General features: G+C 59.8%; 20 protein-coding genes. 14 read left to right on the top strand and 6 right to left on the bottom strand.

Annotation, left to right across the window (positions count from 1 at the left end):
• Positions 1–76: 76 nt before the first annotated feature.
• Positions 77–637, bottom strand: a complete 561-nt coding sequence (locus DKY63_RS23760) for a response regulator transcription factor (RefSeq protein ID WP_110966333.1) — start codon at positions 635–637, stop codon at positions 77–79.
• A complete protein-coding gene (locus DKY63_RS23755) occupies positions 630–1892 on the bottom strand; it encodes an ATP-binding protein (protein ID WP_110966332.1) in 1263 nt (420 codons plus the stop codon). The genes DKY63_RS23760 and DKY63_RS23755 overlap by 8 nt, the downstream gene beginning before the upstream one ends.
• 333 nt (positions 1893–2225) lie before the next feature.
• Between DKY63_RS23755 and DKY63_RS23750 the strand changes: the two genes are divergently transcribed.
• The 9 genes from DKY63_RS23750 (at position 2226) to DKY63_RS23710 (ending at position 14217) form a co-directional block, all read left to right on the top strand.
• Positions 2226–2945: an SIMPL domain-containing protein gene (locus tag DKY63_RS23750; protein ID WP_110966331.1), complete on the top strand. Its 720-nt coding sequence runs from the start codon at positions 2226–2228 to the stop codon at positions 2943–2945.
• A 470-nt stretch (positions 2946–3415) separates the two neighbouring features.
• A complete protein-coding gene (locus tag DKY63_RS23745) occupies positions 3416–5041 on the top strand; it encodes an ABC transporter substrate-binding protein (protein WP_110966330.1) in 1626 nt (541 codons plus the stop codon).
• A gap of 307 nt (positions 5042–5348) precedes the next feature.
• Positions 5349–6950, top strand: coding sequence for an ABC transporter substrate-binding protein (locus tag DKY63_RS23740; RefSeq protein WP_110966329.1), 1602 nt, complete (start codon positions 5349–5351; stop codon positions 6948–6950).
• A gap of 177 nt (positions 6951–7127) precedes the next feature.
• Positions 7128–8561, top strand: a complete 1434-nt coding sequence (locus tag DKY63_RS23735; RefSeq protein ID WP_110966328.1) for an OprD family porin — start codon at positions 7128–7130, stop codon at positions 8559–8561.
• 78 nt (positions 8562–8639) lie between these two features.
• Positions 8640–10235 carry an ABC transporter substrate-binding protein gene (locus DKY63_RS23730; RefSeq protein WP_110966327.1) on the top strand — a complete coding sequence of 532 codons (1596 nt, stop codon included), beginning with the start codon at positions 8640–8642 and terminating at the stop codon, positions 10233–10235.
• A gap of 74 nt (positions 10236–10309) precedes the next feature.
• Positions 10310–11320: an ABC transporter permease subunit gene (locus tag DKY63_RS23725; RefSeq protein WP_110966326.1), complete on the top strand. Its 1011-nt coding sequence runs from the start codon at positions 10310–10312 to the stop codon at positions 11318–11320.
• 11 nt (positions 11321–11331) lie between these two features.
• Entirely contained in the window at positions 11332–12258 is a 927-nt protein-coding gene (locus DKY63_RS23720; RefSeq protein ID WP_110966325.1) for an ABC transporter permease subunit, read from the top strand.
• Positions 12259–12268: 10 nt separating this feature from the next.
• On the top strand, positions 12269–13237 hold the full coding sequence (locus DKY63_RS23715; protein WP_110966324.1) for an ABC transporter ATP-binding protein: 969 nt from the start codon (positions 12269–12271) through the stop codon (positions 13235–13237).
• Complete coding sequence (locus DKY63_RS23710) at positions 13237–14217, top strand: peptide ABC transporter ATP-binding protein (protein ID WP_110966323.1); 981 nt, start codon at positions 13237–13239, stop codon at positions 14215–14217. The genes DKY63_RS23715 and DKY63_RS23710 overlap by 1 nt, the downstream gene beginning before the upstream one ends.
• Before the next feature lie 176 nt (positions 14218–14393).
• On the opposite strand, the gene DKY63_RS23705 is transcribed toward DKY63_RS23710, so the two are convergent.
• Together DKY63_RS23705 and DKY63_RS23700 are read right to left on the bottom strand one after the other, a co-directional pair.
• Positions 14394–14651: a hypothetical protein gene (locus tag DKY63_RS23705; RefSeq protein WP_110966322.1), complete on the bottom strand. Its 258-nt coding sequence runs from the start codon at positions 14649–14651 to the stop codon at positions 14394–14396.
• 322 nt (positions 14652–14973) lie between these two features.
• A complete protein-coding gene (locus tag DKY63_RS23700) occupies positions 14974–16557 on the bottom strand; it encodes a peptide chain release factor 3 (protein WP_110966321.1) in 1584 nt (527 codons plus the stop codon).
• A 440-nt stretch (positions 16558–16997) separates the two neighbouring features.
• Between DKY63_RS23700 and DKY63_RS23695 the strand changes: the two genes are divergently transcribed.
• From DKY63_RS23695 to DKY63_RS23675, 5 genes are all read left to right on the top strand, one after another.
• Positions 16998–17714 (top strand): ABC transporter permease, encoded by a 717-nt coding sequence (locus tag DKY63_RS23695; protein WP_110966320.1) that lies wholly within the window; start codon positions 16998–17000, stop codon positions 17712–17714.
• A 20-nt stretch (positions 17715–17734) separates the two neighbouring features.
• On the top strand, positions 17735–18628 hold the full coding sequence (locus tag DKY63_RS23690) for a glycine betaine ABC transporter substrate-binding protein (RefSeq protein ID WP_110966319.1): 894 nt from the start codon (positions 17735–17737) through the stop codon (positions 18626–18628).
• 12 nt (positions 18629–18640) lie between these two features.
• On the top strand, positions 18641–19294 hold the full coding sequence (locus DKY63_RS23685) for an ABC transporter permease (protein ID WP_110966318.1): 654 nt from the start codon (positions 18641–18643) through the stop codon (positions 19292–19294).
• Positions 19291–20448 carry a betaine/proline/choline family ABC transporter ATP-binding protein gene (locus DKY63_RS23680; RefSeq protein WP_110966317.1) on the top strand — a complete coding sequence of 386 codons (1158 nt, stop codon included), beginning with the start codon at positions 19291–19293 and terminating at the stop codon, positions 20446–20448. The genes DKY63_RS23685 and DKY63_RS23680 overlap by 4 nt, the downstream gene beginning before the upstream one ends.
• Before the next feature lie 633 nt (positions 20449–21081).
• A complete protein-coding gene (locus DKY63_RS23675; RefSeq protein WP_110966316.1) occupies positions 21082–22245 on the top strand; it encodes a type III PLP-dependent enzyme in 1164 nt (387 codons plus the stop codon).
• A gap of 299 nt (positions 22246–22544) precedes the next feature.
• Here the strand turns inward: DKY63_RS23675 and DKY63_RS23665 are convergent, their stop codons facing one another.
• Together DKY63_RS23665 and DKY63_RS23660 are read right to left on the bottom strand one after the other, a co-directional pair.
• Positions 22545–23423, bottom strand: a complete 879-nt coding sequence (locus tag DKY63_RS23665) for a tetratricopeptide repeat protein (RefSeq protein WP_110966315.1) — start codon at positions 23421–23423, stop codon at positions 22545–22547.
• Positions 23420–24100 carry a Fe2+-dependent dioxygenase gene (locus DKY63_RS23660; RefSeq protein WP_110966314.1) on the bottom strand — a complete coding sequence of 227 codons (681 nt, stop codon included), beginning with the start codon at positions 24098–24100 and terminating at the stop codon, positions 23420–23422. The genes DKY63_RS23665 and DKY63_RS23660 overlap by 4 nt, the downstream gene beginning before the upstream one ends.
• Positions 24101–24217: the final 117 nt, after the last annotated feature.

The raw sequence follows: 24217 nt of genomic DNA, 5'->3' as shown, positions 1-24217 counted from the left end.
TATACAGACACGAACCGATCATAGATGATCGGTTCGGATTGTCGCGAGAAACGACCTGCATCTGTTCAGCGCAGGTTCAGCGACGAACGGGGCGCTTCTGCAGTTTGCGCTGCAACGTTCGGCGGTGCATGCCCAGGGCCCGGGCGGTGGCGGAGATGTTGCCTTCGTGCTCGGTCAACACGCGCTGGATGTGCTCCCACTGCAAGCGGTCCACGGACATCGGGTTTTCCGGCACAAGGCTGTCGAGGTCGGCGTGTTCGGACAGCAGCGCGGCCAGCACGTCGTCGGCATCGGCGGGCTTGCACAGGTAATTGCAGGCACCACGTTTGATCGCTTCCACGGCGGTGGCGATGCTCGAATAGCCGGTGAGGATCACCACCCGCATTTCCGGATCCATTTCCAGCAGCTTGGGCAGCAGCACCAGGCCCGAATCGCCATCCATTTTCAGGTCCAGCGCGGCGTAATCCGGCAGATCGCCCTGGGCCAGGGTCAGGCCTTCTTCGGCGGAACTGGCGGTGCTGACGCGAAAACCGCGGCGAGCCATGGCGCGGGCCATGACGCGGGTAAAGGTCGCGTCGTCGTCGACCAGCAGCAAATGCGGCAGCTCTTCGCCTTCAACCTGGATGTCGTCACTCATGTTCGTCTCCTCGGGCGCCGTGAGGCAGGCGCAGCTCGGTGAGCGTGCCGCCTTCCTCATGACTATAGAGTTTCACTGAGCCGCCGGCGCGTGTCACGCTGGCCTTGCTCAAAAACAGGCCAAGGCCGAAGCCTTTGCCCTTGGTGGTAAAAAACGGCTTGCCGATCTGCTCGGCAATGGCCAGCGGCACACCGGCACCGTGGTCGCGGATGCTGATGGTCAAGTCCTCGGCATTCCAGTCCAGGGTCACCTGCAGCCCTTCGGGGCAGGCATCGGCGGCGTTGTTCAGCAAATTCAGCAGTGCCTGGGTCAGGTCCGGCGGCGGCGCCATGCGCGGCACCGTGCCCTGGCCCAGGCGCTGGAAGCGATAACTGGCTTCCGGGCGCATCAGGTGCCAGCGATTGAGCGCCTCGTCGAGCCAATCGGTGACGTCCTGCATGTCCACCGCCAAACGACGATTGGCCTCGGCGGCGCGAACCAGTTGCTGCAAGGTCTCCTTGCAGAGTTTGACCTGATCCTGCAGCACGCTGAGATCATCCTGCAACATCGGGTCGTGATGGTCCTGACGCATCTCCTTGAGCAGCACGCTCATGGTCGCAAGCGGCGTACCCAGCTCGTGGGCGGCGCCGGCAGCCTGAGTCGCGACAGCCAGCAATTGCTGATCGCGCAGGCCTTCTTCGCGGCGAATGGCGCGCAGTTCTTCCTGACGACGCAACTCTTCCGCCATGCGCGCGGCGAAGAAGGTAATCACCGCCGCCGCCAGGGCAAAGCTCAGCCACATCCCGTAGACCTGCAGGTTTTCCCGGGCGATCGGGAAGGTTTGCAGTGGATAGAAGCGCGCCAACAGCAGGGTGTACATCGTCAGCGCGATGCCCGACAGAATCACCGAATAACGCCAGGGCAGCGTCACCGCGGCGATGGTCAACGGCACCAGGTAATAGGAAACGAAGGGGTTGGTCGAACCGCCGGAGAAATACAGCAAGGCACTGTGGATAAACAGGTCGCAGGCCAGTTGCACGGCGTATTCGAGCTCGGTGACCGGCCAGGTGGTGCGCAGGCGAATCGCCGTGAACGCACAGAGCAGCATCGAGCAACCGAGGGTGGCGGCCAGCTGGAACCAGGGCAGTGGCAGCAGTTCGAGCCAGTAGGCCAGGCCCACCGAGCCGGCCTGGGCAGCCAGGACCAGGGTGCGGATAAATGTCAGCCGCCAGAGGTTCTGGCGAGTGGCGGAAGTGATTTGAACGTGGGCGAGCATGAGCTCTCCTGATGAGCGCTCCAGGCGGATCGCCGGGAGTATAACCAAGCGTGGGGGCTGGCAGGCAAAAGTGCGGCAAACCGCCACATCTCTGGCGCCCGTCAGATTGTCATCGCGGGCAAGCCTTGCTCCTACAGGTCCGAGTCGCTCATAAGTTTCAGGCACGCCTCGGACCTGTAGGAGCAAGGCTTGCCCGCGATTGGGCGCGAAGCGGCCACCGACACTCCATCTGTATAGAAGTTGTAACTGTGCGAACCGGATCAATGAAGCTAGAGTCTGATGGTTTCACGCAGGCCCCCGGATCATTACCTGCGCACCACCTTAGGAGCCTTCATGCACACATTCCGCCGCAGCGCCGCCCTTCTCGCCCTGAGCGTTGGCACCGTCGCCAGCCTCCCGGCCCTGGCCGCCGACGAACTGCATTACAACCAGATTTCCCTGCGCGCCGAAGTCAGCCAGGAAGTGGCTCGCGACCTGATGATCGTGACCCTCTACACCGAAGAGCAGAACACCGACCCGGCCAAGCTCGCCGCCGATGTCAGCACCACCATGAACAAGGCGCTGGCCCAGGCCAAGCAGGTCAAGGACATCACCCTGCGCCAGGGCAGCCGCAACAGCTACCCGATCTACGACGCCAAGGGCCAGAAAATCACCGGCTGGCGTGAACGCGCCGAACTGCGCCTGGAAAGCACCGACTTCGCCGCCCTGTCGAAGCTGACCGGCGAGCTGCTCACCGACCTGAAGATGGGCGGCATGGACTTCGCCATCGCCACGCCTACCCGCAAGGCCAGTGAAGACACCCTGCTCAAAGAAGCCGTGACCGCGTTCAAGGCCCGCGCCCAATTGGCAACCGACGCCCTGGGCGGCAAGGGCTACAAAATCGTCAACCTGAACTTCAACAGCAACGGCTACCCGCAACCTTACATGCGCGCACCGATGATGATGAAAGCCGCCAGCATGGATGGCGCGGCTCCGGTCACGCCTGACGTTGAAGCCGGCACCAGCCAGGTAAGCATGACAGCCGACGGTTCGATCGAAGTGCTGATGCCTTGATTCGCTGATCCCGCCGACAAAAAAAGGCGATCACCTACCGGTGATCGCCTTTTTTTCTGTAAACAGCATCTATGCTCAATGTCGGGACGGGCGGGCAACCCTTGGAAAACGACATCAGTTGCACCTGGTACAACCAACGACCAAAGCGCAATGACGGTGCAACGATAACCACTCCCATTAAACCCCGCAGGACCGGGTTTAAAAAGGTAACACCCTCGCCCCTTCCACGGGCAACCCAAGGCTTGAGCGCACCATAAAAGTGCGCTAAATGCACTGCAAAAACGCCTCGCAAACGGTTAAATGCGTCAAAAATTATACATATGCGACATTAAGGTACGTTCGTGCCACCGTTTAAGGCTTATAAACGCATCGCATCTTGCAATGGGTATGGCCCCTGCATAAGTATCCGCAGGCACGACTCACGAGGTCGTCCTCAAAATCAAAAAATGACAACAAATCATGAGGCCACCATGCTCAAACAAGCGGTCATTCCGTTTTTAGTCGGCGCCAGCCTGTTGGCTAGTGCACCGTTCGCTCAAGCTGCGACTAACCTGGTGTTCTGCTCCGAAGGGAGCCCGGCCGGTTTCGATCCAGGTCAATACACCACCGGAACCGACTTCGACGCCTCTGCAGAAACCATGTTCAACCGCCTGACTCAGTTCGAGCGTGGCGGCACCGCCGTTATTCCTGGCCTGGCAACCAGCTGGGACGTCTCCGCTGACGGCCTGACCTACACCTTCCACCTGCGTGAAGGTGTCAAGTTCCACACCACCCCGTATTTCAAGCCGACTCGTGAGTTCAACGCCGACGACGTGCTGTTCACCTTCAATCGCATGATTAACAAGGATGACCCGTTCCGTAAGGCGTACCCGACCGAATTCCCGTACTTCACCGACATGGGGATGGATACCAACATCACCAAGGTCGAGAAAGTCGACGACAAGACTGTCAAGTTCACCCTCAAGGAAGTGGATGCCGCGTTCATCCAGAACCTGGCCATGAGCTTCGCCTCGATCCAGTCCGGCGAGTACGCTGCCCAGCTGCTCAAGGAAGGCAAGGCTGCCGACATCAACCAGAAGCCGATCGGCACTGGTCCGTTCGTGTTCAAGAGCTACCAGAAAGACTCCAACATCCGTTACACCGGGAACAAGGACTACTGGAAGCCTGACGACGTCAAGATCGACAACCTGATCTTCGCCATCACCACCGACCCTTCGGTGCGTATCCAGAAGCTCAAGAAAGGCGAGTGCCAGATCACTCTGTTCCCGCGCCCGGCCGACCTGAAGGCGCTTAAAGAAGACAAGACCCTGAAAGTGCCTGACCAGGCTGGTTTCAACCTGGGCTACATCGCCTACAACGTGATGCCGCAGCTCAAGGGTCAAACCACTCCAAACCCGCTGGCCGACCTGAAAGTGCGTCAAGCGCTGGACATGGCGGTCAACAAGCCACAGATCATCGAATCGGTTTACCAGGGCGCCGGCCAACTGGCCGTCAACGCCATGCCGCCGACCCAGTGGTCCTACGACACCACCATCAAAGATGCCAAGTACGACCCAGAGAAAGCCAAAGAGCTGCTCAAGGAAGCTGGCGTCAAAGAAGGCACCGAGATCGTTCTGTGGGCCATGCCTGTACAGCGTCCATACAACCCGAACGCCAAGCTGATGGCTGAGATGCTGCAGTCCGACTGGAAGAAGATCGGCCTGAACGTCAAGATCCAGAGCTACGAATGGGGCGAGTACATCAAGCGCGCCAAGGGTGGCGAACAGCAAGGCATGCTGATTGGCTGGAGCGGTGACAATGGTGACCCCGATAACTGGCTGAACGTGCTGTTCGGTTGCGACTCGCTCGATGGCAACAACTTCTCCAAGTGGTGCGACAAGAAGTTTGACGACCTCGTCAAGCAAGCCAAGCGCACTTCGGACCAGGCCAAGCGCACCGAACTGTACAAGCAGGCGCAACACGTCCTCAAAGATGCTGTTCCCTACACACCTATCGCTCACTCGACGGTGTTCCAACCCATGCGTGCCGAAGTACAGGACTTCAAGATCAGCCCATTTGGCTTGAACTCCTTCTACGGCGTCAGCGTCAGCAAGTAAGGTATTGCGGCGGCGACGTTTCTGACGTCGCCGTAGCTCTATCTACCGAGAAAGCAGGAAACCGCCTACATCTAAATCGTCTGCTGCCTACAGCAGTACGCTAGGACGCGTTGACTTTTCCCACAAGTCTTTCGGACATTTCGCATTTACTGCCGGGCCTACGGTTCATACCGTCGGGACCCGACCAGCTCATGCGTGGGTCATCGGTTACTTTTGCCGTACGCCATTGGCTGGAAACCAATGAAGCCTCCACGTCCCCGGACGGGACGAAGGCTCATTGCCAAAACACTGAACAAGAGGGAGCGTCATGCGCCATACCTTGGTTTTATCCGCATTGCTGGGCACCGGCCTGTTGGCCGCCACTTCCATGAGCCAGGCCGCCAATAACAGCCTGGTGTTCTGCTCCGAAGGCAGTCCCGCCGGTTTCGATACGGCGCAGTACACGACCGCGACCGATAACGACGCCGCCGAGCCGCTGTACAACCGCCTCGCAGAGTTTGAAAAGGGCGCGACCAATGTCGTACCGGGCCTGGCAACCAGTTGGGATATTTCCGAGGACGGCCTCAAGTATACCTTTCACCTGCGTCCAGGGGTGAAGTTTCATACGACCAAGTACTTCACACCGACCCGCGACTTCAATGCCGATGACGTGCTGTTCACGTTCAATCGCATGCTCGATCCGCAACAACCTTTCCGTAAGGCTTACCCGACCGAATTTCCGTATTTCAACGGCATGAGCCTGAACAAGAACATCGCCAAGGTCGAAAAGACCGGGCCGCTGACCGTGGTCATGACGCTCAACAGCGTCGACGCCGCGTTCATCCAGAACATCGCCATGAGTTTCGCCGCGATCCTCTCCGCCGAGTACGCCGACAAGCTGCTGGCCGAGGGCAAGCCGAGCGATATCAACCAGAAGCCGATCGGCACCGGGCCGTTCGTGTTCAAGAGCTACCAGAAAGACTCCAACATCCGTTACACCGGCAACAAGCACTACTGGGACCCGAGCCGCGTGAAGCTCGACAACCTGATTTTCGCCATCAACACCGACGCTTCGGTGCGGGTGCAGAAACTCAAGGCCGATGAGTGCCAGATCACCCTGCATCCGCGCCCTGCCGACGTCACCGCGTTGAAGAACGATCCGAAACTGCAACTGATCGAGAAACCCGGTTTCAACCTCGGCTACATCGCCTACAACGTGCGTCACAAGCCCTTCGACCAGCTTGAAGTGCGCCAGGCGCTGGACATGGCGGTGAACAAGCAAGGCATCCTCAACGCCGTTTACCAGGGCGCCGGCCAACTGGCTGTCAACGCCATGCCGCCGACCCAGTGGTCCTACGATGAAACCATCAAGGACGCCGCCTACAACCCGGAAAAAGCCAAAGAGCTGCTCAAGGCTGCCGGTGTGAAGGAAGGTACCGAAATTACTCTGTGGGCCATGCCCGTCCAGCGCCCGTACAACCCCAACGCCAAGTTGATGGCTGAAATGCTCCAGGCGGACTGGGCCAAGATCGGCCTGAAGGTGAAGATCGTCAGCTACGAATGGGGCGAGTACATCAAGCGCACCAAGAACGGCGAGCATGACATCAGCCTGATCGGCTGGACCGGTGACAACGGTGACCCGGACAACTGGCTCGGCACGCTCTACAGCTGCGATGCCATCGGGGGCAACAACTACTCCATGTGGTGCGACCCGGCCTACGACAAGCTGATCAAGCAGGCCAAGGTCGTGACCGACCGCGAGCAACGCACCCAGCTCTACAAACAGGCGCAGCAGTACCTCAAGCAGCAGGTACCGATCACGCCAGTCGCCCACTCGACGGTCAACCAGCCGTTGAGCGCCAAAATCGAAGGGTTCAAGGTCAGCCCATTCGGTCGCAACGTGTTTTCGGGTGTCAGCATCGAAAAATAACCAAACCGTGTAGCTGAAAACGCTGGGGGTGTAATGCGCCCCCACGCAAGCGCATTGCCAAAAATCGGTAAAACCGCTCTAGGCAAACGTTTGCAAGGCGTGAAATGAGTTCCAAAGCAAATAGCCGGATCACCCATAAGACCGGCATAAAAATAAAGAAAGTAAGGAGCTTCACCCATGAAACTGAGCAGCACCGCAATACTGGCCCTGGCCATCAGCAGCGTCACCGCAACGGCTTACGCTGAAACTCAAAGCCAGGCGTTCACCCCGGTTACCGTGAACGAGAAAACCGCCCAGGCTGAAGCCACTGGCTTCCTCGAAGGCCAGTCGATCAGCGGTACCACACGCAACTGGTACGCCAACGAACAACTGCAGCGCGGCGGTAAATTCGCCTACAAGAAAGACGGCGTGTCGACTCCAACCGACCGTCGTATCAACTGGGTTCAGGGCACCATCGTCAAGTACAACTCGGGCTTCACCGAAGGCACCGTCGGTTTCAGCACCGAAGTGGCGGCCTACAACGCCATCGCCCTGGAACGTGATCGCGAGAACCTGGCGTCCAACAACGGTGGCGCACCGGGCACTCGTCCAGGCGCGGGCAACAACCGTACCCTGACCAAGGAAGGCGGCGACGCTCAAGGCCAGTGGAGCAAGCTGGGCCTGGCCAACGTCAAGGCTCGCGTTTCCAACACCACCCTGACAGCCGGTCGCATGAACTTCAGCAGCCCGATGGTCGATGTCATCGGTAACCGTGCGCTGCCATCGAGCTTCGAGGGTGTGGCGATCCACAGCGAAGAGCTGAACAACCTGCAATTCGACCTGGCCACCTTCGACCGCAACTCCCCGCGTACCGAAGAAAGCCAGCGTAAATTCCGCACCGAATACGCCAACGGCATCGTCGAGACCGATCACGTCTACACCGGCGGCATCACCTACACCCCGTTCGCCAGCCTGACCACCAGCCTGTGGGCCACCCAGGCCGAGGACATCTGGAACCAGTACTACTTCGGCGCCACTCACGTACTGGGCGACAGCCAGATACTGAGCCTGACCACCGGCCTGAACTACTACAAAACCAAGGAACAGGGTAAGGCGTTGATCGGCGACATCGACAACGACACTTACTCCCTGTCGTTCGGCCTGACCCACCAGGCCCACAGCCTGACCTTCTCGTATCAGGAAATTAACGGTAACGAGTACTTCGACTACCTGCACGAAACCAACGGTATCTACCTGGCCAACTCCCTGCTGTCGGACTTCAACGGCCCGAACGAGAAATCCTTCCAGGTCGCCTACGGCCTGAACATGGCCGAATACGGCGTGCCGGGCCTGAAGTTCAACATCTATCAGGCTCGCGGTTGGGGCATCGACGGCACCCACTACACCGGCAACGGCGGTGTGGCTGGCAAGGGCTACGACGGCATCCAGAGCCAGGATGGCGAACACCACTACGAATACGGCATCGGTGCTTCCTACGCCGTACAGAGCGGCCCGCTCAAGGCCACCACTGTTCGCGCGACCTACACCGCTCACCGTGCCAGCGAAAACCAGGCTGACGGCAGCATCAACGAGTTCCGTCTCGTGACCACTGTTCCATTCAACATTCTGTAATGCACCGGCCGGTCGGCTGATTCCACAAAGAATCAGCCGACCGGCTTTTGTCCTTTAACCGATTGCAGAGGGTTCTTGATGAAAATGCTTCCCCTACGTGCGGCCATCGCGGCCGCCTTGCTGAGTGTCGCGGTTGGCGTATCGGCCAAACCCCTGGTGGTTTGCACCGAGGCCAGCCCCGAAGGCTTCGACATGGTCCAGTACACCACTGCAGTCACAGCCGATGCGGTGGCCGAAACCATCTTCAATCGCCTGGCGGACTTCAAGCCCGGCACCACCGAAGTGATTCCGGCACTGGCCGAATCCTGGGACATCAGCGCTGACGGCCTGACTTACACGTTCCATCTGCGCAAGGGCGTCAAGTTTCACAGCACCGAATACTTCAAGCCGACCCGCGACATGAATGCCGACGACGTGGTCTGGAGTTTCCAGCGCCAGCTGGACCCGAACCATCCGTGGCACAAACTCTCGAGCGTGGGCTTCCCGTACTTTGAAAGCATGGGCTTCAAGGAACTGCTCAAAAGCGTCGAGAAAGTCGACGACAACACGGTCAAATTCACTCTGACCCGTCAGGAAGCGCCATTCCTGGCCGACATCGCCATGGCCTTCTCCTCGATCTACTCCGCCGAGTACGCCGACCAGTTGCTCAAGGCCAACAAGACCGGCGATCTGAACAACAAGCCGATCGGCACCGGCCCGTTCGTCTTCCAGCGCTACAACAAGGACGCCCAGGTTCGCTTCAAGGCCAACCCGGACTATTTCCGTGGCAAGCCACCGGCCGAATCGCTGATCCTGGCCATCGCCACCGACAACAACGTGCGCCTGCAAAAGCTCAAGGCCAACGAGTGCCAGGTTGCGCTGTACCCCAAGCCGGATGACATTCCGAGCATCAAGAAAGACGACAAACTGAAGGTCGATGAACTGAACGCGATGACCGTTTCGTACATCGCCATGAACACCACGCACAAGTACATGAGCGACGTGCGCGTGCGCAAAGCCATCGACATCGCCTTCGACAAGGAAGCCTACGTCAACGCGCTGTTCGGCAAGGGCAACGCCACCGTCGGCGTCAACCCGTACCCGGATACCCTGCTGGGCTACAACCACAGCCTGAAAAACCCGCCACGGGACCTGGACAAGGCCCGCGCCCTGCTCAAGGAAGCCGGCGTGCCGGAAGGCACCACTTTCACCCTGTTCACCCGCAATGGTGGCGGCCCGACCAACCCGAACCCGATGCTCGGCGCGCAGATGATGCAGGCGGACCTTGCCAAGGTCGGCATCAAGATCGACATCCGCGTGATGGAATGGGGCGAAATGCTCAAACGCGCGAAAAACGGCGAGCACGACATGGTTTCGGCCGGATGGGCGGGCGATAACGGCGACCCGGATAACTTCCTAACGCCTATGCTCAGTTGCGAAGCGGCCAAGAACGGCGAAAACTACGCACGCTGGTGCAATGACAAATTCCAGGCCCTGATCGACCAGGCCAGGGAGAAAACCGACCCGGCCGAGCGTGCAGCGTTGTACGAACAGGCTCAGGTTATTTTTAACCAGGACCAGCCATGGATCAGCATGGCGCACACTAGAATGTTCACCGCAATGCGTAACAACGTAGAGGGCTATCACATTAGCCCCCTCACCACGAATAACTTCGCCACCACCCAGGTGAAGTAAATAAGAAAACTCCCGGCACGCCTGATCCCAGGCCTGCCGGGCACGCCTAACCGGCTGATGAGGTACACCACACGATGTTTAGTTTTATTGCCCGCCGACTGGGGTTACTGATCCCCACGTTCTTCGGCATCACGCTGCTGACTTTCGCGTTGATTCGCATGATCCCTGGCGACCCAGTGGAAGTCATGATGGGAGAACGTCGGGTCGACCCCGAAATGCACGCTCAGGCAATGGAACGCCTTGGTCTGAACAAACCGCTGTACGTCCAGTACCTGGATTACGTCGGCAAACTGGCCCACGGCGATCTGGGAGAATCCCTGCGTACCCGTGAAAGCGTCTGGACCGAGTTCACTTCCCTGTTCCCCGCGACCCTGGAACTGTCCATGGCCGCACTGCTGTTCGCCGGCATCCTGGGCCTGCTGGCCGGGGTGATCGCGGCACTCAAGCGAGGATCACTGTTCGACCACGGGGTGATGGGCGTCTCCCTGGCGGGATATTCGATGCCAATCTTCTGGTGGGGCCTGATCCTGATCATGTTCTTCTCGGTGTCCCTGGGCTGGACCCCGGTGTCCGGGCGGATCGACCTTCTGTACGACATCGAGCCGCGTACCGGCTTCATGCTCATCGACACGCTGCTGGCTGACGAGCCAGGCGCGTTCGCCGATGCCCTGCACCACCTGATCCTGCCGGCCATCGTCCTGGGCACCATTCCACTGGCGGTGATCGCCCGGATGACCCGTTCCTCGATGCTCGAAGTACTGCGTGAGGACTACATCCGTACCGCCAAGGCCAAAGGCCTGTCGCCGGCACGCGTGGTATTCGTGCACGGCCTGCGTAACGCGCTGATTCCGGTACTGACTGTGGTCGGCCTGCAAGTCGGCACTCTGTTGGCCGGTGCGGTCCTGACCGAAACCATCTTCTCCTGGCCGGGCATCGGCAAATGGCTGATCGAAGCCATCGGCGCCCGCGACTATCCAGTCGTACAAAACGGCATCCTGTTAATCGCCTGCCTGGTGATTCTGGTCAACTTCGTAGTGGACATCCTCTACGGCTTTGCCAACCCACGCATCCGTCATCAGCGCTGAGGTCAATATTCATGAGCACTCCAACATCCTCAGTAGCCACCGCCGCCACCGCCGCGGATCAAAGCCTGCTGTACCCATCGCCGTACAAGGAATTCTGGCAAGCGTTTGCCAAGAACAAGGGCGCCGTCGCCGGCCTGCTGTTCATGCTGCTGGTGATTTTCTGCGCCATCTTCGCTCCATGGGTGGCCCCCCATGACCCGAGCGAGCAGTTCCGTGACTTCCTGCTGACCCCGCCAGCCTGGCTGGAAGGCGGACAAATGCAGTTCCTGCTGGGCACCGATGAACTGGGTCGCGATCTGCTGTCGCGCCTGATCCAGGGTTCGCGCCTGTCGCTGCTGATCGGCCTGTCGTCGGTGGTGATGTCGCTGATCCCGGGGATCCTGCTGGGTCTGTTCGCCGGTTTCTTCCCGAAAATGATCGGCCCGACCATCATGCGTCTGATGGACATCATGCTGGCCCTGCCATCGCTGCTGCTGGCCGTGGCGATCGTCGCCATCCTCGGCCCAGGCCTGATCAACACCGTGATCGCCATCGCCGTGGTGTCCTTGCCGTCCTATGTTCGTCTGACCCGCGCCGCGGTGATGGGCGAGCTGAACCGCGACTACGTGACCGCCGCGCGCCTCGCCGGTGCCGGCCTGCCACGCCTGATGTTCGTGACCGTGCTGCCCAACTGCATGGCGCCACTGATCGTTCAGGCAACCCTGAGCTTCTCCTCGGCGATTCTCGATGCCGCCGCCCTGGGCTTCCTCGGCCTTGGCGTACAACCGCCAACCCCTGAGTGGGGCACCATGCTGGCCTCGGCCCGCGACTACATCGAACGCGCCTGGTGGGTAGTGAGCCTGCCTGGTTTGACCATTTTGCTCAGCGTGCTGGCAATCAACTTGATGGGTGACGGCCTGCGCGACGCGCTGGACCCGAAACTCAAGAACGCCGCCTGAGGAGATTCCCATGTCACTGCTAGAAATCAAGAATCTCAACGTTCGCTTCGGCGACAAGAACGCCACACCGGTCGTCGACGGCCTCGACCTGAAGGTGGACAAGGGCGAAGTGCTGGCCATCGTTGGCGAGTCCGGTTCCGGCAAGTCCGTGACCATGATGGCGCTGATGGGCCTGATCGAGCACCCGGGGATCGTCACCGCCGACTCGCTCAGCTTTGACGGCAAGGACATGCTCAAGCTGAGCAATCGCCAGCGCCGGCAGATCGTCGGCAAAGACCTGGCGATGGTGTTCCAGGATCCGATGACTGCGCTGAACCCGAGCTACACCGTGGGCTTCCAGATTGAAGAAGTACTGCGCCTGCACCTGAAACTGTCCGGTAAGGCCGCCCGCCAGCGCGCCATCGAACTGCTGCAGAAAGTTGAAATCCCGGGCGCGGCCAGCCGTATGGACGCTTACCCGCATCAACTGTCCGGTGGTATGAGCCAGCGTGTCGCGATCGCCATGGCAATTGCCGGCGAACCGAAACTGCTGATCGCCGACGAGCCGACCACCGCGCTGGACGTGACCATCCAGGCGCAGATCATGGAGCTGCTGCTGGCCCTGCAGAAAGAGCAGAACATGGGCCTGGTGCTGATCACCCACGACCTCGCCGTCGTGGCCGAAACCGCCCAGCGCGTGTGCGTGATGTACGCAGGTCAGGCCGTTGAAGTCGGCCAGGTACCGCAACTGTTCGACATCCCGGCGCACCCGTACAGCGAAGCACTGCTCAAGGCGATCCCGGAACACAGCCTGGGCGCCTCGCGCCTGTCGACCCTGCCGGGCATCGTCCCGGGCCGTTACGACCGTCCGCAGGGCTGCCTGCTGTCGCCGCGCTGCCCGTACGTGCAGGACAGCTGCCGTGCGCAGCGCCCTACCCTTGACCCGAAAAGCAACAGCCTCGCCCGCTGCTTCTACCCGCTGAACCAGGAGGTGGCGTAATGGCCGTCGTACTTACCGCCCGCGACCTGACCCGTCACTACGAAGTGTCCCGTGGCCTGTTCAAGGGTTACGCCACCGTGCGCGCCCTCAACGGTGTGTCGTTCGAGCTCGAAGCCGGCAAGACCCTCGCCGTCGTCGGTGAGTCGGGCTGCGGCAAATCCACTTTGGCCCGTGCCCTGACCCTGATCGAAGAGCCGTCCTCGGGTTCCCTGAAAATCGCCGGCCAGGAAGTGGCCGGCGCCGACAAGGCCCAGCGCAAGCAACTGCGCAAAGACGTGCAGATGGTGTTCCAGAGTCCGTACGCCTCGCTCAACCCGCGGCAGAAAATCGGTGATCAACTGGCCGAGCCGCTGCTGATCAACACCAACCTGTCGGCCGCCGAACGTCGCGAGAAAGTCCAGGCGATGATGAAGCAGGTGGGCTTGCGTCCCGAGCACTACCAGCGTTATCCGCACATGTTCTCCGGCGGCCAGCGCCAGCGGATCGCCCTGGCCCGCGCGATGATGCTGCAACCGAAAGTGCTGGTGGCGGACGAACCGACCTCGGCGCTGGACGTATCGATCCAGGCCCAGGTGCTGAACCTGTTCATGGACATGCAGCAGGAGTTCAACACCGGTTACGTGTTCATCTCCCACAACCTGGCCGTGGTGCAGCATGTGGCCGATGACGTGATGGTGATGTACCTCGGTCGCCCGGTGGAAATCGGTCCGAAAGAGGACATCTACGCCCGTCCCCTGCACCCGTACACCCAGGCACTGCTGTCGGCGACCCCGACCATTCACCCGGATCCGTCGAAGCCGAAAATCAAGATCGTCGGTGAGCTGCCCAACCCGCTGAACCCGCCACCAGGCTGCGCGTTCCACAAGCGCTGCCCGTACGCGACCGAGCGTTGCAGCAGCGAAGAGCCGGCCTTGCGCCAGCTCGATACGCGCCAGGTAGCGTGCCACTACGCCGAGCAGTTCCTCGACGGCGCGGCGTAAACGAAAAACTGTAGGAGCGAGCCTGCTCGCGATAGCGGTCTGTCAGTCGGTATACATGCTGAATGACAGGACGCCATCGCGAGCAGGCTCGCTCCTACAGGGATTTGTGCTGACCCAACCCCTTCCCATTCGATTGCGCATCAGTCGGAAAGCAGGGGTTTTCTTTTGCCTCAAACCTACGTCTGGCTATCACCTTCGTCGGAATCATCGGAATCCGGTTCATCGGTGGTCGAGTCATCATCGCCCTCGCTGCCACCCTGCCCCTTGTCACCGGCCTCGGAGTCAGACGCAGCAAGCATCAATCCGCCATGCCCCACCTGCCCGCTCGACGCCTGCGTATCGTGGTTCTCACATTCGGCCCAGGCCATCGACGTCCCGAGGGACAACATCACCACCACCTTCAACAGCAATAAAACCCGCAGCAACTTGTTCATGGTCGAATCCATCCTTTCTTGAGGGCCTGTCTGGCGCTGAGTGAAATCTAGTTCCGATCAGACCGGTTCTCCAGATAGGACGCTAACGAAGGGACGGAATGCGGTGGTTGCAGAGATTGGTTTTGAATAAGGCCTATAACCAACGGTTCTTCCTGTAGGAGCGAGCCTGCTCGCGATGGACGCCAACGATGACGTGTGCTGCCTGGATAAACGCGGTGTGCTTGAGACCATCGCGAGCAGGCTCGCTCCTACAGGGTAATGAGCAGGCAATAAAAAACCCCGCAGCTTTCGCAACGGGGTTTTCGGTGTTTCAGCTCAACGCTTAGTGATGCTCACGCGTCGCACGGAATTTCACGTCCGGCCAGCGCTCTTCCATCAGCGCCAGGTTCACCCGCGTTGGCGCCAGGTAGGTCAGGTGACCGCCGCCGTCCAGTGCCAGGTTTTCCACGGCCTTGTTGGAGAATTCCTCGAGCTTCTTCTTGTCGCTGCAATCGACCCAGCGCGCGGAGTACACGGTGATCGGCTCGTAGGAGCATTCGACCTTGTATTCCTCTTTCAGGCGGCTGGCGACCACGTCGAACTGCAGCACACCCACGGCGCCGAGGATGATGTCGTTGCTGCGCTCGGGGAAGAACACCTGGGTCGCGCCTTCTTCGGCCAGCTGTTGCAGACCCTGGCGCAGTTGCTTGGATTTCAGCGGATCCTTCAGGCGCACGCGGCGGAACAGTTCCGGGGCGAAGTGCGGGATGCCGGTGAAGCCCAGGGTTTCGCCTTCGCTGAAGGTGTCGCCGATCTGGATCGTGCCGTGGTTGTGCAGACCGATGATGTCGCCCGCGTAGGCCTCTTCCAGTTGCTCACGCTCGGAGGAGAAGAACGTCAGGGCGTCGCCGATGCGCACGTCCTTGCCGGTGCGCACGTGGCGCATCTTCATGCCTTTTTCGTACTTGCCGGAGCAGATACGCATGAAGGCGATACGGTCGCGGTGTTTGGGGTCCATGTTCGCCTGGATCTTGAAGATGAAGCCCGAGAACTTCTCTTCCACCGGCTCCACGGTGCGCTCGTTGGCCACCCGTGGCAGCGGGCGCGGGGCCCAGTCGACCACAGCGTCGAGGACGTGATCGACACCGAAGTTGCCCAGCGCGGTACCGAAGAACACCGGGGTCATGTGACCGTCGAGGAACTCCTGCTGGTTGAACTCGTGGCAGGCGCCCTGAACCAGTTCAAGCTGTTCGAGGAAACGCTCGTACTCGTCACCCAGATGCGCACGCGCTTCATCGGAGTCGAGCTTCTCGATGATCTTGGTCTCGGTGCGTTCGTGACCGTGACCGGCGGTGTAGACAATGATGTAGTCGCCGGCGAGGTGATACACACCCTTGAAATCACGGTAGCAACCGATCGGCCAGGTGATCGGCGCGGCCTTGATCTTCAGGACCGCTTCGATTTCGTCGAGCAGTTCGATCGGGTCGCGAATGTCACGGTCGAGTTTGTTGATGAAGCTGACGATCGGCGTGTCACGCAGGCGGCAGACGTCCATCAGGGCGATGGTCCGTGGCTCTACACCCTTACCGCCGTCGAGGACCATCAAGGCCGAGTCCACCGCGGTCAGGGTGCGGTAGGTGTCTTCGGAGAAGTCTTCGTGGCCCGGGGTGTCGAGCAGGTTGATCATGTGCTCGCGATACGGGAACTGCATGACCGACGTGGTAATCGAGATACCCCGCTGCTTTTCCATTTCCATCCAGTCGGAGGTGGCATGGCGGTCGGACTTGCGGGATTTCACCGTACCGGCCACCGCAATCGCCTTGCCCATCAGCAAGAGCTTTTCGGTGATGGTGGTTTTACCGGCGTCGGGGTGGGAAATAATGGCGAAAGTGCGGCGTTTCGCGACTTCGGCGGCCTGTTTGGTCATGGGAAATCGCCTGGCAGGTGATTCAAAAAAGGGCGCAGATTATAGCCCAAGTTGAACGAAGAACCGAACCGTTGAGCACATTAGGGGTGGCCAAATGCTGCTTCAGATGGGAACCTTTTAAAGCACGGAGACGTCCACTCCCCTGTTACGACCACTCGTCGGGGGCCAGCAACACCTGCAAAACGGCCTGACGAGGCTGTGCTCATGGCTCGAAAAGCCGTACGCATTCACCTGTAGGAGCGAGCCTGCTCGCGAAAAACGTCCAGACAACGCTTGCATCCAGATGCCCCGCGTTATCGTTGACGTCCATCGCGAGCAGGCTCGCTCCTACAGTAGAACGCGCTCGGCATGAGCTGCTTCTCGCGAACGCCCTGCCCGGCAGCCAATGATGGCCTGCCACACGGGACTGCGTTCGCCGACTGAAAAAAAGGAGTCCGCCTGTGGCTATCCACCATGGCAAAGGGCTGATAGGAGGCGCGCTGGTAATCGCCCTTCTGGCCCTGCTGATCCACTGGATCGGCATCGATACGATCGAACATTACCGCGACGATCTGTTGTTTTACCTGCAAGCTCATCTGCTACTCGTCCTCGCCTCCATGCTGGCCGCCCTTGTCGTGGGCCTCCCCGCCGGCATCTTCCTCAGCCGTCCGACCCGCGTCGCGCGTGCCGAACGCTTCATGCAGATCTTCAACATCGGCAACACCATTCCGCCGCTGGCGGTACTCGCCATTGCCCTGGGCGTGCTCGGGATCGGCAGTGGCCCGGCGATCTTCGCCCTGTTCCTCGCTTCACTCCTGCCCATCGTGCGCAACACCTACGAAGGCCTGAAAAACGTCCAGGGTTCGCTCAAGGAAGCCGCCGTCGGCATCGGCATGACCCCGCGCCAGGTGCTGTGGAAAGTCGAACTGCCAAACGCCGTGCCGATCATCATCGGTGGCGTGCGCGTGGCGCTGGCGATCAACGTCGGGACGGCGCCGCTGGCGTTCCTGATCGGCGCCAACAGCCTGGGCAGCCTGATTTTCCCCGGCATCGCCCTGAACAATCAGCCGCAGCTATTGCTCGGCGCAGCCTGCACCGCGCTGCTGGCCTTGTTGCTCGACGGCCTGGTGACAGGCGCCAGCCGCCTCTGGCTCGAACGCGGGCTGCGCCCGTCTTAAGCCCCGGCAAAGGAATACTCATGAAAACATCAAGCTTTTTACTGGGCTGCGTCCTGCTGTGCGCAGGATTTGCCCACGCCGCCGATAAACCGCTGATCCGCATCGGCGCCCGGGTGTTCACCGAACAGACCCTGCTGGCGGAAATCACCTCGCAATACCTGCGCACCAAGGGCTACGACGTTCAAGTGACCGGCGGCCTGGGCAGCAACCTGGCCCGCAGCGCCCACGAAAGCGGACAACTGGACATGCTCTGGGAATACACCGGCGTGTCGCTGGTGGCCTACAACCATGTCACTGACAAACTCGACAGCGAACAGTCCTACGCCCGGGTAAAAGAACTCGACGCGAAAAAAGGCCTGGTCTGGCTCACCCCGTCGAAATTCAGCAACACCTACGCCCTCGCCCTGCCGAAAAACGTCGCGGACGAGTACCCGCAGATCAACAGCATCAGCGACCTCAACAAGGCGCTGCGTGACGAGGCGGATACCAACCACCTGGTTGCCCTGGATACCGAGTTCGCCAACCGCTCCGATGGCTTGGGCGGCATGGTCCAGCTTTACGGCATGAACCTGACGCGCAAGAACATCCGCCAGATGGACGCCGGACTGGTGTACACCGCGCTGCGCAACGGCCAGGTGTTCGCCGGACTGGTCTACACCACCGACGGTCGCCTCAACGCCTTCAAGCTCAAGCTGCTTAAAGACGACAAGCACTACTTCCCGGACTACACCGCCGCCCCGGTAGTGCGTCAGGCGTTTCTCGATGCCCATCCGCAATTGGCTGAACAGCTCAAGCCGCTGGCCGAACTGTTCGATGACGAGACCATGCGCCAGCTCAATGCGCGGGTGGATGTCGACCATGAAAGCCCCTCCACCGTGGCCGCCGATTTCCTGCGCCAGCACCCACTCAATTAAGGAGGAAAAGTCATGGAATTTTTCAACGCCTTTTCCCATCTCGACTGGCAGCAGGTCATGCACCTGACCTGGCAGCACATCACCCTGGTCGGCATTGCCGTCACCCTGGCGATTGTCGTGGGTGTGCCGCTGGGCATTCTGATGACGCGCTTCCCGAGCCTCGCCGGCCCCTTGCAGGCCAGTGCCACCGTGTTGCTGACCGTACCGTCGATTGCCCTGTTCGGCCTGCTGCTGCCGTTCTATTCGAAATTCGGCCAGGGCCTGGGGCCGATGCCGGCGATCACCGCCGTGTTTCTCTATTCGCTGCTGCCGATCATGCGCAACACCTACCTGGCCTTGACCGGCGTCGAGCCGGGCATCCGCGAAGCCGCGCGCGGTATCGGCATGACCTTCGGCCAGCGCCTGCGCATGGTTGAACTGCCGATCGCCGTGCCGGTGATTCTGGCCGGCGTACGCACCGCGGTGGTCATGAACATCGGCGTCATGACCATCGCCGCGACCATCGGTGCCGGTGGCCTTGGCGTACTTATCCTTGCCTCCATCAGCCGCAGCGACATGTCGATGCTGATCGTCGGCGCCGTACTGGTCAGTGTGCTGGCCATCGTCGCCGACCTGATCCTGCAACTGCTGCAACGCTCGTTGACTCCAAAAGGACTCCTGAAATGATCGAACTTCAAAACCTCAGCAAGACCTTCCAAAGCAACGGCAAGGATGTAAAAGCCGTGGACTCGGTGAGCCTGACCGTCAATGAAGGCGAGATCTGCGTGTTCCTCGGGCCTTCGGGTTGCGGCAAAAGCACCACGCTGAAAATGATCAACCGCCTGATCAAACCCACCTCGGGCAAGATCCTGATCAACGGTGAAGACACCACCGACCTCGACGCCGTGACCCTGCGGCGCAACATCGGTTATGTGATTCAGCAGATCGGCCTGTTTCCGAACATGACCATCGAAGAGAACATCGTGGTCGTGCCGAAACTGCTGGGCTGGGACAAACAGAAATGCCACGACCGCGCCCGCGAACTGATGAGCATGATCAAGCTGGAGCCCAAGCAGTATCTGCACCGTTACCCCCGTGAATTGTCCGGTGGTCAGCAGCAGCGGATCGGCGTGATTCGCGCGCTGGCGGCCGATGCGCCGCTGTTGCTGATGGACGAACCGTTCGGCGCGGTCGACCCGATCAACCGTGAAATGATTCAGAACGAGTTCTTCGAGATGCAGCGGGCGCTGAACAAGACGGTGATCATGGTCAGTCATGACATCGACGAAGCGATCAAGCTCGGTGACAAGATCGCGATCTTCCGCGCCGGCAAGCTGCTGCAGATCGACCACCCGGACACCCTGCTCGCCCACCCTGTGGACGATTTCGTCAGCAACTTCGTCGGCCAGGACAGCACCCTCAAGCGCCTGCTGCTGGTGAAAGCCGAAGATGCGGCGGACAACGCACCCTCCGTCAGCCCGGAAACCCCGGTGGCCGAGGCGCTGGAATTGATGGACGAGCACGACCGACGCTACGTGGTGGTCACCTGTGCCGAGAACAAGGCGCTGGGTTATGTACGACGTCGCGACCTGCACCGTCAGACCGGCACCTGCGGCCAATACCTGCGAGAATTCAATGCAACGGCGGCGTACGACGAGCATTTGCGCATCCTGTTGTCGCGGATGTACGAGTTCAATCGGGCGTGGTTGCCGGTGATGGATGCCGATCGGGTGTTTTTGGGCGAGGTGACTCAGGAGTCGATTGCGGCTTATCTGAGCTCGGGTCGTTCGCGCGGCATGAAGACCAATATCGTGTCGCCGGCCGAGGCTGTAATCGCATAAAAATGCAAAACCTGTAGGAGCGAGCCTGCTCGCGATAACTATCTTTCAGCCAATGTTGATGTCGGCCATGAAATTGTCATCGCGAGCAAGCTCGCTCCCACAGGTTCTATTCAATTTTTTCGTACCTCGCGGGCCGGAAAAAAATATCAACACCCGTCTCTTCAAACAGCCTCCAGAAAGACCTGCCGAAACCGTCAAAACTTCGCTCAGCCAACCTTCTCGCGCCCATCGTCGCCGAAGTTGACACCATCGTAGTCATCTACGATCTGGCGAGCAAAAGCGTCGAACGTGCAGGTATTTTTAACACTGCGCAATTCTCCGGGAACATCCGCCTGTCATCTGTGTCGAGTACAAAGTGAGCTGGCGGCAACGCGCGTCAGACAAGTGCAAAAACGCGACATTTTTTGTTGATCTCGAGCCCCTCACGCCCTAAAGTTCGCGCCGAACGTCCATGCTGGAAACGATCCATCCGGCTCAAGTACTGACGACGAGACAGCAAGGCCAAGGGCTGCGACCCATGGCCTTTTTGCTTTCGGCGACATGCCTTGGGAAGTAGGCGAACCAAAGTGGGGATACGGAGGACGTTCATTTGCACCCATTGATAATTTCAGTTTGCCAGTAGGAGTTCCCAGCATGTCGATCCAGGTCGAAGACTATTTCGCGCGCGAAACCTTTCAAAAAATGAAGGCGTTCGCCGACAAGCAAGAAACCCCGTTCGTATTGATCGACACCGGCATGATCAGCCAGGCCTACGACGACCTGCGCGCCGGTTTCGAATTCGCCAAGGTCTACTACGCGGTCAAGGCCAACCCGGCTGTCGAAATCATCGACCTGCTGAAAGAGAAAGGCTCGAGCTTCGACATCGCCTCTATCTATGAGCTGGACAAAGTGCTGAGCCGCGGCGTCAGCCCCGACCAGATCAGCTACGGCAACACCATCAAGAAGTCCAAGGACATCCGTTACTTCTACGACAAGGGCGTGCGCCTGTACGCCACCGACTCCGAAGCGGACCTGCGCAACATCGCCAAGGCCGCCCCGGGCTCGAAAGTCTACGTGCGCATCCTGACCGAAGGCTCGACCACCGCCGACTGGCCTTTGTCGCGCAAGTTCGGCTGCCAGACCGACATGGCCATGGACCTGCTGATCCTGGCTCGCGACCTGGGTCTGGTGCCTTACGGCGTGTCGTTCCACGTGGGTTCGCAGCAGCGTGACATCAGCGTCTGGGACGCGGCGATCGCCAAGGTCAAAGTAATCTTCGAACGTCTGAAAGAAGAAGACGGCATCGAACTGAAGCTGATCAACATGGGTGGTGGCTTCCCGGCCAACTACATCACCCGTACCAACAGCCTGGAAACCTACGCCGAGGAAATCATCCGCTTCCTCAAGGAAGACTTCGGTGACGACCTGCCGGAAATCATCCTGGAGCCAGGCCGTTCGTTGATCGCCAACGCCGGCATCCTGGTCAGCGAAGTGGTACTGGTCGCGCGTAAATCCCGCACCGCCGTCGAGCGCTGGGTATACACCGACGTGGGCAAATTCTCCGGCCTGATCGAAACCATGGACGAAGCCATCAAGTTCCCGATCTGGACCGAAAAGAAAGGCGAAGTGGAAGAAGTCGTGATCGCCGGCCCGACCTGCGACAGCGCCGACATCATGTACGAAAACTACAAGTACGGCCTGCCGCTGAACCTGGCCATCGGTGACCGCCTGTACTGGCTGTCGACCGGTGCCTACACCACCAGCTACAGCGCAGTTGAATTCAACGGCTTCCCGCCGCTGAAGTCCTTCTACGTGTAAGCGCTATACGCAGAAAGCAAAAAGCCCATGACCTGTCATGGGCTTTTTTGTGCCTGAAAATCGGCGAAACACCTGTAGAGCTGCCGAAGGCTGCGATCTTTTGACTTTGATTTTTAGAAGCAAGATCAAAAGATCGCAGCCTTCGGCAGCTCCTACAGGTCAATCAGTGTCAGGCGACAACAATGTTGAATATGCCGGCCTCATCGCGGGCAAGCCTTGCTCCTACAGTCACTTGGGGCGGTCGCAGATTTCGCACTTCCAAACTCTGCGTGAGAACAATCCAAGTAATGTTTAGAGGGCTATTTACGTGGTAAAGGAAATGGATCATCAGTGTTTAAAGCGTCTGCCCAAGCCTGAACAACCTCATGATTAACCACGTTTCCAGTATCTACATCGACCAAAGCCTCACGAGTAAGTCGATTTTTCTCATCACTCAACCACACTGTCTTTTGATGATATTCAACCGATAATGCTTGAATCCTCGGGTCTGTAGCACTGGATAACGCTTCACTCGCCACCCGCAGGAAGTTCAGATTTCCGTCAGCGAGCGCCTTGTGGAGCCAAACAAGTGCTTCTTCGATATTGCCTTCATCCGCCAGCACAGCCGCATAACTGAACTGCCCACGAAAATCTCCACCCACCGCCGAACGTCGGTACCAGTCGCGGGCCGCTTTGGCATCTGCCGGGCAAACGCGCCCTTCTTCCAGATACCGCCCCAGCAGGTTCATCGATTTCGCATGGCCCAGTTCAGCGGCGCGACGATACAGATCCAATGCCTGCTCCTGATCCTCGCCAACACCACGCCCGGTCGCCAGCAGGTTCGCGTAGTTGTACATGGCCCAGTCCAGACCGGCGTCTGCCGCGACTCGATAATGTCGTGCAGCAAGAGAAGCATCAGCCGCGCATCCCCAACCGTGCTCGTAGCAGCGCCCCAGCATGTTGCGCGCCATCAGGTGCCCCTGCCGGGCGGCGATGTCGAACCAGCGCAGCGCCAACGGCTGGTCCTGCGCAATCCCTCGACCGTCCAGCAAAATTTGCCCGAGCAGCGCCTGGGCATCGACGAGCCCTTCGCGGGCCGCCATCAGGATCGCCTGGGCGGCACGGGCCGGGCTTTCCTCGAGCATGGCCTTGAGGCGTTCGCCGTCGAGCACCTCTTCGCGGCGCAACAGAAAACTCATACCTCAACCCACCGACGCAGCAGGTTGTGATAGGTGCCGGTCAGGCGGATCAACGACGGATGGTCCGGCACATCCTGGGTCAGTTGCCGGATCGCCCCGTCCATCTCGAACAGCAGCGCGCGCTGGCTGTCTTCGCGCACCAGGCTCTGGGTCCAGAAGAAGGAGGCATAGCGGGCGCCACGGGTCACGGGATTGACCTTGTGCAGGCTGGTGCCGGGGTACAGCACCATGTCGCCGGCGGGCAATTTCACTCGTTGCGTGCCGAAGGTGTCCTGGATTTCCAGTTCGCCGCCGTCGTAATCCTCGGGCTCACTGAAAAACAGCGTGGCCGACAGATCGGTGCGTACCCGCTCGATGCTGCCCTTGGGCTGGCGCACGGCATTGTCGATGTGGAAATCGAAACTGCCACCGGCGGTGTAACAGTTCACCAACGGCGGAAAGACCTTGTGCGGCAGCGCCGCCGACATGAACTGCGGGTTTTTCCACAAGCGGTCCAGCATCGCCGCGCCGATCTCCTTGGCCAGCGGATGCCCTTCCGGCAGCTGGAGATTGTGCTTGGCCTTGGCTGACTGATAGCCGGCCGTAATCTTGCCATCAGCCCAATCGGCCTGTTCCAGAGCCTCGCGGATGCGCTGCACTTCTTCTTTGTCGAACAAACCGGGAATGTGCAACAGCATGGAAAAGGCGCCTGGATGCAAAGGGGCGCCAATGGTATTGATTCTTATTGCCCGTGTAAAACCCGCAAGACGAACGAAACAGTAAAAACCGTAAGGTCAAATTGTAAAGAATGTAAA

The organism is Pseudomonas putida, assembly GCF_003228315.1.
Classification (GTDB): domain Bacteria; phylum Pseudomonadota; class Gammaproteobacteria; order Pseudomonadales; family Pseudomonadaceae; genus Aquipseudomonas; species Aquipseudomonas putida_S.
Note: the sequence above shows the minus strand (reverse complement) of the source record. Positions and strands in the feature narration are given on the sequence as shown.

Excerpts from the sequence above, each read along its gene's own strand:
- DKY63_RS23660 (WP_110966314.1), bottom strand. The coding sequence starts at position 24,100 with ATGCTGTTGCACATTCCCGGTTTGTTCGACAAAGAAGAAGTGCAGCGC.
- DKY63_RS23750 (WP_110966331.1), top strand. The coding sequence starts at position 2,226 with ATGCACACATTCCGCCGCAGCGCCGCCCTTCTCGCCCTGAGCGTTGGC.
- DKY63_RS23745 (WP_110966330.1), top strand. The coding sequence starts at position 3,416 with ATGCTCAAACAAGCGGTCATTCCGTTTTTAGTCGGCGCCAGCCTGTTG.
- DKY63_RS23720 (WP_110966325.1), top strand. The coding sequence starts at position 11,332 with ATGAGCACTCCAACATCCTCAGTAGCCACCGCCGCCACCGCCGCGGAT.
- DKY63_RS23665 (WP_110966315.1), bottom strand. The coding sequence starts at position 23,423 with ATGAGTTTTCTGTTGCGCCGCGAAGAGGTGCTCGACGGCGAACGCCTC.
- DKY63_RS23690 (WP_110966319.1), top strand. The coding sequence starts at position 17,735 with ATGAAAACATCAAGCTTTTTACTGGGCTGCGTCCTGCTGTGCGCAGGA.
- DKY63_RS23755 (WP_110966332.1), bottom strand. The coding sequence starts at position 1,892 with ATGCTCGCCCACGTTCAAATCACTTCCGCCACTCGCCAGAACCTCTGG.
- DKY63_RS23715 (WP_110966324.1), top strand. The coding sequence starts at position 12,269 with ATGTCACTGCTAGAAATCAAGAATCTCAACGTTCGCTTCGGCGACAAG.
- DKY63_RS23675 (WP_110966316.1), top strand. The coding sequence starts at position 21,082 with ATGTCGATCCAGGTCGAAGACTATTTCGCGCGCGAAACCTTTCAAAAA.
- DKY63_RS23735 (WP_110966328.1), top strand. The coding sequence starts at position 7,128 with ATGAAACTGAGCAGCACCGCAATACTGGCCCTGGCCATCAGCAGCGTC.
- DKY63_RS23725 (WP_110966326.1), top strand. The coding sequence starts at position 10,310 with ATGTTTAGTTTTATTGCCCGCCGACTGGGGTTACTGATCCCCACGTTC.
- DKY63_RS23740 (WP_110966329.1), top strand. The coding sequence starts at position 5,349 with ATGCGCCATACCTTGGTTTTATCCGCATTGCTGGGCACCGGCCTGTTG.
- DKY63_RS23685 (WP_110966318.1), top strand. The coding sequence starts at position 18,641 with ATGGAATTTTTCAACGCCTTTTCCCATCTCGACTGGCAGCAGGTCATG.
- DKY63_RS23730 (WP_110966327.1), top strand. The coding sequence starts at position 8,640 with ATGAAAATGCTTCCCCTACGTGCGGCCATCGCGGCCGCCTTGCTGAGT.
- DKY63_RS23700 (WP_110966321.1), bottom strand. The coding sequence starts at position 16,557 with ATGACCAAACAGGCCGCCGAAGTCGCGAAACGCCGCACTTTCGCCATT.
- DKY63_RS23760 (WP_110966333.1), bottom strand. The coding sequence starts at position 637 with ATGAGTGACGACATCCAGGTTGAAGGCGAAGAGCTGCCGCATTTGCTG.
- DKY63_RS23680 (WP_110966317.1), top strand. The coding sequence starts at position 19,291 with ATGATCGAACTTCAAAACCTCAGCAAGACCTTCCAAAGCAACGGCAAG.
- DKY63_RS23710 (WP_110966323.1), top strand. The coding sequence starts at position 13,237 with ATGGCCGTCGTACTTACCGCCCGCGACCTGACCCGTCACTACGAAGTG.
- DKY63_RS23705 (WP_110966322.1), bottom strand. The coding sequence starts at position 14,651 with ATGAACAAGTTGCTGCGGGTTTTATTGCTGTTGAAGGTGGTGGTGATG.